The following is a 7030-nucleotide window of genomic DNA, read 5'->3' as shown; positions in this document are numbered from 1 at the left end:
TGCCTTCAGCGGCTGGCCGCGTGAAGCGGCGGACGCATGACCTCGCGGCGCGCCGAATTCGCGGTTGCGGTATTATAATACCTTTCGTCATATCCCTTTGTATTATATTGGCTTTGTAAGTTTTTTGCATCGCTGTTGTTGACAGGGGGCGAACCCTCCCGTACATGCCGCGCCTCACACGGACGAAACCGGATTTCTCGGGGTCGGACGCCTAGAAATTACGGATCAATCCCATGCAGAAGATCACGGCTTCCTTGAAGCCAGCCGAGGTCGAGAAGAAGTGGATCGTGGTCGACGCCGAGAACGCCGTTGTCGGCCGTCTGGCGACGTTCATCGCCATGCGTCTTCGCGGCAAGCACCGTCCTGACTACACCCCGCACGTCGATTGCGGCGACTTCGTCGTCGTCATCAACGCCGACAAGGTGAAGTTCACCGGCAAGAAGCTGGACGACAAGGTCTACTACCGTCACACCGGTCACCCGGGCGGCGTCAAGGAAACCACCCCGCGCAAGGTGCTGGGTGGTCGTTTCCCCGAGCGCGTCCTGGAAAAGGCCGTCGAGCGCATGCTGCCCAAGGAGAGCCCCCTGGCTCGCAAGCAGCTGACCCACCTGCTCATCTACAACACCGGTGAGCACCCGCACCAAGCGCAGAACCCCGAAGTCGTCGACTTCGCGGGCCGCAACGCCAAGAACATCCGGAGCCTCTAAGCTATGACCGACGCTCAAGGCTTTGACGCGCTGGCCAGCCTGTCCAGCAACCCGGAAGCGGCCGCCCCGGCCGAGCCCAAGATCGACGCCCAAGGCCGCGCCTACGCGACCGGCAAGCGCAAGAACGCGATCGCTCGCGTCTGGATCAAGCCGGGCAAGGGCTCGATCACGATCAACGGTCGCGATCAAGAAGTCTATTTCGCCCGTCCGGTGCTGCGCATGATGATCGCCCAGCCGCTGGAAGTGACCGACCGTCTGGGTCAATTCGACGTCGTCGTGACGGTCGAAGGCTCGGGCCTGTCGGGTCAGGCCGGCGCCATCCGCCACGGCCTGTCCAAGGCTCTGACCTATTACGAACCCGGCCTGCGTCCGGTCCTGAAGCCGCACGGCTTCCTGACCCGCGACAGCCGCGTCGTCGAGCGTAAGAAGTACGGCAAGGCCAAGGCCCGCCGCAGCTTCCAGTTCTCGAAGCGCTAATCGCGACGATTACGTGTTTGGGAAGGGGCGCTTCGGTTCGGCCGAAGCGCCCTTTTTCATTTCTGTCTCTGTTTTCTGCTTCTTCTGGCTGATCGCCCCAGATCGGAGTTCGCCATGTCCAGCGCCCCCAAGGTCTTCATCGACGGCGAAGCCGGCACCACCGGCTTGCAGATCCGCGAGCGCCTGGTCGGCCGCAAGGACCTGGAGCTGATCTCGATCGATCCGGACAAGCGCAAGGACGCCGACGCCCGCGCCGAGATGCTGAACGGCGCCGACGCCGTGATCCTGTGCCTGCCCGATGACGCGGCCAAGGAGGCTGTCTCGCTGGTCACCAATCCGAACACGGTGATCATCGACGCCTCGACGGCCTATCGCACCGCGGAGGGCTGGACCTACGGCTTCCCGGAGCTGGACAAGGAACAGCGCGGCAAGATCGCCGCCGCCAAGCGCATCTCCAATCCCGGCTGCTATCCGACCGGCGCCATCGCTCTGACGCGGCCGCTGGTCAGCGCCGGCATCCTGCCCGCCGAACTGCCGATCTCGTACAACGCCGTCTCCGGTTACAGCGGCGGCGGCAAGGCGATGATCGCCGAGTTCGAGGACGAGGGCGCGCCGAACCACACCAAGGTTCCTTACCGGATCTACGGCCTGTCCCTGGCCCACAAGCATGTGCCGGAAATGCAGAAGCACGGCGGTCTCCTGACCCGCCCGATCTTCATGCCGGCCGTCGGACGCTATCCGCAGGGCATGATCGTCGAGCTGCCGCTGCACTTCTCGACCCTGAACGGCGCGCCGTCGCTGGGCGATCTTCATGACGCTCTGGCCAAGCACTATAAGGGCGAGCATTTCGTCGAGGTGGCGTCGCTGGACGAGGCCAAAAGCCTGACCACCCTGGATCCGGAAGGCCTGAACGGCACCAATCGCCTGAAGCTCTTCGTGTTCGGTTCGGACACCAGCGGCCAGGCGCGGCTGGTGGCCTTGCTCGACAATCTCGGCAAGGGCGCCTCCGGGGCGGCGGTGCAGAACCTCAATCTCGCCCTGGGCCTGAAGGAAAGCGCGGGCCTGTAAGCCGATGGCCGATGGCGGCGTCGGGCGGACAGGCTCTAGCGGGTTATCGACTCGATGAAGCGCTGGACCGCCTGCGTATAGCCGCCGGGCTCGCCGAGCTGGGCGTTGATGTCGCCGTGGCTGAGATCCTCGGGCAGCACGCTCGCCTTGCCGCCCAGGCTCACGGCCTTGTCCGCCAGCCCCTTGGCCTGCGGGCACGAGTCGGCGCGGCGCGACGAGCAGACCAAAAGCATCGGAACGGGGGCGGACTTCATCTGGTGCAGAGGCGAGAGGGCTCGCCACACGATGGGGTCGTGGCCGAAGGCGTCGTCATAGAGCTTGAAGTGCTTGGCCTCCATGATCGCGGGAACGTCCATGGCCGCGCTGTCCAGCGCCACCGCGCCGCGCCAGGGTTTGACGCCTTGCTGGGCGGCAAGGGCGGGTTCCGCGGTCAACAGCGCCACGAGGTGCGCACCGGCCGAATGGCCCATCAGCACCACCTTGGCAGGGTCGCCGCCCCAGCTTTCCGCCTTGGCCTGGACAGCGGCCACGGCGCGGGCGACGTCGGCGGCCTGCTCGGCGACGCCGGTCTGGGGCAGCATTCGATAGTTGATCGAGACGAAGATCACGCCTTGGCTGGAGAGCCATCGGACCTTGTTGTCGACCACGCGACCCATGGCCTTGTCGCCGATCCGCCAGCCGCCGCCGTGCGCCATGACCACGATCGGCGCGCCCTTGGCCGCCTTGGGACGATAGACGTCGAAGGTCTGGGCCTTGTCGCCGCCGTAGGCGATGTCGCGATCGACCTCGACGCCGTCCGGCGCTGGCGCGGTCGTCGCGCGGGCCTCGGCGCGTTCGGCCATTCGCGCGGCGATCCGGTCGCGCAAGCGCTGAGCGTCCGCTGGCTGGGCGGCCAGCACGGAGGTCACCACGATCAGAGCCGCGCCGACAAGGCGGTTCATGACTTCACCAGCACGAAGCTGCCGGGCGCGTCCTCCAGCGGCTTCAGCTTGCCCTTGGCGGGATCCCGGGCGGGAACCTGGTCGCCCGACCGAGCCCGCAGCCATGCGCCCCAGTGCGGCCACCAAGAGCCGGGATGCTCCTGCCCCCCGGCGATCCATTCGCTGACGTCGCCCGGCAGCTTATCGTTCGTCCAGTACTGATACTTCTTGGCGTCGGGGTGATTGATCACCCCGGCGATATGGCCCGAGCCGGCCATGGTGAAGGTGACCGGCCCGCCGAACGCTTTGGCCCCGCGATAGACGCTGCGATAGGGCGCGATGTGGTCGTCCTTCGACGACTGGACGTAGATCGGGATCTTCACCTTGGAGAGATCCAGATGCTCGCCGCCCAGGTTGAGCTTGCCCGTGGTCAGGGCGTTGTCCTTATAGAAATTGCGCAGATAGAACAGGTGCAGCGCCTTGGGCATCCGGGTCTGGTCGGCGTTCCAGAACAGAAGATCGAACGGTCGCGGCTCCTTGCCCATCAGATAGTTGCTGACGAAGAACGACCAGATCAGGTCGTTGCCGCGCAGAGCATTGAAGGTGTCGGCCATCGACTGGCTGGGCAGGAAGCCGCCCGCCTGGTCCATCTGCTGCTCGATCGACTGCAGCCATTCCTCGTTGGTGAACAGCAGCAGATCGCCGGCTTCGGCGAAGTCCTGCTGGGCCGCGAAGAAGGTGGCCGAATTGATCCGCTTGTCGCCCTTGGCCGCCATGTGGGCCAGGGCCACCGACAGCAGGGTGCCGCCGATGCAGTAGCCGACCGTGTTGACCCGATCGACGCCGCACTGGGTCATGACCTGCTGGGTGGCGTCATAGATCCCTTCGAACATGTAGTCCTCGAAGGTCTTGTCGGCCAGCTTGCGATCCGGATTGACCCAAGAGGCGACGAACACCGTGAAGCCCTGGCCGGTCAGCCAGCGGATCATCGAGTTCTCGGGCCGCAGGTCCAGAATGTAGAACTTGTTTATCCAAGGCGGGAAGATCAGCAGCGGGATTTCGCACACCGTCTCGGTGGTCGGGTTGAACTGCAGAAGCTGCAGAATGTCGTTTTGATAGACGACCTTGCCCGGCGCGGTGGCGACGTTCTCGCCGACCTTGAACTTGGCGAGATCCGTCTGGCTGATCGCCAGCTGGCCGCCGCCGCGCTCGAGATCGGCGGCGAAATTCTCCATGCCCTTCACCAGACTCTCGCCTTGGGTCTGCACGACCTCGCGCAGGGCGGCGGGATTGGAGATCAGGAAATTCGACGGCGAAAAGGCGTCGGTCAGCATCTTCGTGAAGAATTCGACGCGACGCTTGGTGGCCGGATCGACGCCGTCGACGTCGGCCACCAGTTTGTTCAGCCAGTTCGACGACAGGAGATAGGACTGCTTCATCAGGTCGAACATCGGGTTTGACGCCCAGTCCGGATCGTTGAAGCGCTTGTCGCCGGCGGCCGGTGCGACGACGGGCTTGACTTCCTCGCCAGCGGCGCGGCGGGCGACCGACTGCCAGAGATCCATGTATTGGCCAAAGAGATCGGCCTGGGCGCGCATCAGGCGGTCGGGCTGGGCGGCCAGGCGGCCCATCACCTCGTTGAGGGCCGGGGCGACATGGAAGGGATCGGGCGTCAGGGCCGCCGGCCGATCGGCTTGGCGCAGCGCGGCCTCGGCGATCGCGCCTTGGGCGGTCACCGCGGCGCGGGCCAGGTTCGCCGACAGGGTTTCGACCATTTTCAACTGGTCGGCCGAGAGCACGGTTTCGAACGGCGTGAAGGGGGGCTGAGCCGGCTTGGCTCCGGCGGCCGATTCGGGCGGGCCCTTGGGCTCCGGCGGCGCCTCGGCGATCGCGGGCTTGGCCTTCGCCTTGGGGATCTTGGGCTTGGAGGGGGCCGACTCGGCCTCGGGAACGGCTTTCTTCCGAGGCTTGGGGGCGGGTTTCGCCGTGGCCATTGGGTTTCCTCCGCTCTAGTCCTGAGCCCGTTCGAGAAAAGCGACGACGAACGCCTTCCGCTCGTCGCGATCATCGCATAAGACCAGATCCAATGAACGGCGAAACCCGCAAAATCACGCGTCTTGCCCTGACCGTTGGCCTCGCCGCCGGCGCGGCGGCGTGCGCGAACCCGTTCGCCACGGCCCAGGTCGATCCCGCGTCGCCGATCGCCGCCCAGGTGGCCGCCGCCGCCAAGTCGCGTGAACCGCGCATCAAGCTCGTGCAGATCCCGGCCGTGCCGAAGGACATTCCGACCGACGCCCAGATCCGCGCGCGCGTGGCCTCCCAGACCGCCGCCGGCGAAGCCCTGACCAAGGCCGTCGCCCCGGGCACCTGGGAGCTCAAGGATACTCAGCCCTACGCCGACAAGGCCTATCGCGACGTGAAGCCGCCGGCGTTCGAAGCGCCGACCGACGCCGATCGCGCCGCGACCGAAGCCTTCGCCAAGGCCGCGCGCGGCCGAGCTAGCGCGCCTCCGTCACAGCCCCAATAGGGTGGCGGAGGCATAATCTTCCTTGAACCGGCTTGGCTCGACCCCGCTCGGGGTCTATCCATGCCCGACTTTCCGCTCCCAAAGCGCCGAAGCGGCGCATAGAGCCCCCATGAGCACCGATTTCCACCGTATCCGCCGTCTGCCGCCCTACGTCTTCGAAGAGGTCAACAAGATCAAGGCGCGCCTCCGCGCCGAGGGCGTCGACATCATCGACTTCGGTATGGGCAATCCCGACATGCCGACCCCACCACACATCGTCGAGAAGCTGATCGAGACCGCGCGCGACCCGAAGGCGGGTCGCTATTCCGCGTCCAAGGGCATTCCTGGCCTTCGCAAGGCCATGGCCAACTATTATGGCCGCCGCTTCGGGGTGAAGTTGAACCCCGACACCGAGGTGATCGCCACGCTGGGCTCCAAGGAAGGCTTCGCCAACCTCGCCCAGGCCCTGACGGGGCCCGGTGACGTGATCATCTGTCCGAACCCGGCCTATCCGATCCACGCCTTCGGCTTCATCATGGCTGGCGGCATTATCCGCCACGTGCCGGCCCTATCGCCCGAGGATTACCTGTCCAACATCAGCCGCGCGGTGAAGCACTCGGTGCCGCCGCCGTCGGTGATGATCCTGTCCTATCCATCGAACCCGACCGCCCAATGGGTGGGGCTGGACTTCTACAAGGACGCGATCGCCCTGGCCAAGAAGCACGACCTTCTGGTCATCAGCGACGTGGCCTATGGCGAGATCTATTTCGACAACAACCCCCCGCCCTCGGTGCTGCAGGTCGACGGCGCAAAGGACATCGCGGTCGAGGTCAATTCGCTGTCCAAGACCTACGCCATGGCTGGCTGGCGCGTGGGCATGGTGGTCGGCAACAGCCGCATCTGCGCGGCGCTGGCGCGGGTGAAGTCCTATCTTGATTACGGGGCCTATACGCCGGTGCAGGTGGCGGCCGCCGCGGCGCTGAACGGGCCGCAGGACTGCGTCGACGAGATTCGGGGCATCTACAAGAGCCGCCGCGACACCTTGATCAAGTCGATGGCCGCCGCCGGCTGGGACATTCCCAATCCGCCGGCCTCGATGTTTGCCTGGGCCAAGATCCCCGAGGCCTATCGCGAGGCGGGCTCGATGCTGTTCTCGCGACTGTTGATTGAGGAGGCCGGCGTCGCCGTCGCGCCCGGCATCGGCTTTGGCGAATACGGCGAAGGCTATGTCCGCATCGGTCTGGTCGAGAACGAGCACCGCATTCGCCAGGCCGCGCGCAACGTCAAGAAATTCATCGCCAACGCCGACTCCATCCTGGCCAAGGCCCACAACAAGATGGAACAGGCTTAGG

Annotated in this window: 7 protein-coding genes; 5 read left to right on the top strand and 2 right to left on the bottom strand. The window is 65.5% G+C overall.

The annotated features are described in order from the left end of the window. The first annotated feature begins 233 nt into the window (after nucleotides 1-233). The 3 genes from rplM (at nucleotide 234) to argC (ending at nucleotide 2252) form a co-directional block, all read left to right on the top strand. On the top strand, nucleotides 234-707 hold the full coding sequence (rplM, locus tag OR37_RS19540) for a 50S ribosomal protein L13 (protein ID WP_004624297.1): 474 nt from the start codon (nucleotides 234-236) through the stop codon (nucleotides 705-707). A 3-nt stretch (nucleotides 708-710) separates the two neighbouring features. Continuing rightward, nucleotides 711-1184 carry a 30S ribosomal protein S9 gene (gene rpsI / locus OR37_RS19535; protein WP_004624294.1) on the top strand — a complete coding sequence of 158 codons (474 nt, stop codon included), beginning with the start codon at nucleotides 711-713 and terminating at the stop codon, nucleotides 1182-1184. Between the two features lie 114 nt (nucleotides 1185-1298). Further along, entirely contained in the window at nucleotides 1299-2252 is a 954-nt protein-coding gene (gene argC, locus OR37_RS19530) for an N-acetyl-gamma-glutamyl-phosphate reductase (RefSeq protein WP_004624290.1), read from the top strand. A gap of 35 nt (nucleotides 2253-2287) precedes the next feature. Here argC and OR37_RS19525 read toward each other — a convergent pair whose 3' ends face one another. Then, nucleotides 2288-3193, bottom strand: a complete 906-nt coding sequence (locus OR37_RS19525) for an alpha/beta hydrolase (RefSeq protein ID WP_004624288.1) — start codon at nucleotides 3191-3193, stop codon at nucleotides 2288-2290. After that, nucleotides 3190-5166 carry a class I poly(R)-hydroxyalkanoic acid synthase gene (phaC, locus tag OR37_RS19520; protein ID WP_004624286.1) on the bottom strand — a complete coding sequence of 659 codons (1977 nt, stop codon included), beginning with the start codon at nucleotides 5164-5166 and terminating at the stop codon, nucleotides 3190-3192. Before phaC ends, OR37_RS19525 begins: the two co-directional genes overlap by 4 nt. A gap of 92 nt (nucleotides 5167-5258) precedes the next feature. Here phaC and OR37_RS19515 point away from each other — a divergent pair, with 92 nt between their 5' ends. Further along, nucleotides 5259-5699 (top strand): hypothetical protein, encoded by a 441-nt coding sequence (locus tag OR37_RS19515; RefSeq protein WP_004624284.1) that lies wholly within the window; start codon nucleotides 5259-5261, stop codon nucleotides 5697-5699. 109 nt (nucleotides 5700-5808) lie between these two features. After that, on the top strand, nucleotides 5809-7029 hold the full coding sequence (locus OR37_RS19510; protein WP_004624282.1) for an LL-diaminopimelate aminotransferase: 1221 nt from the start codon (nucleotides 5809-5811) through the stop codon (nucleotides 7027-7029). Nucleotide 7030 lies beyond the last annotated feature (1 nt).

It is taken from the genome of Caulobacter vibrioides OR37 (genome assembly GCF_000372645.1).
Taxonomy (GTDB): Bacteria; Pseudomonadota; Alphaproteobacteria; order Caulobacterales; family Caulobacteraceae; genus Caulobacter; species Caulobacter vibrioides_E.
The sequence above is the reverse complement of the archived record's forward strand: the minus strand, read 5'-3'. Positions and strand labels throughout refer to the sequence as shown.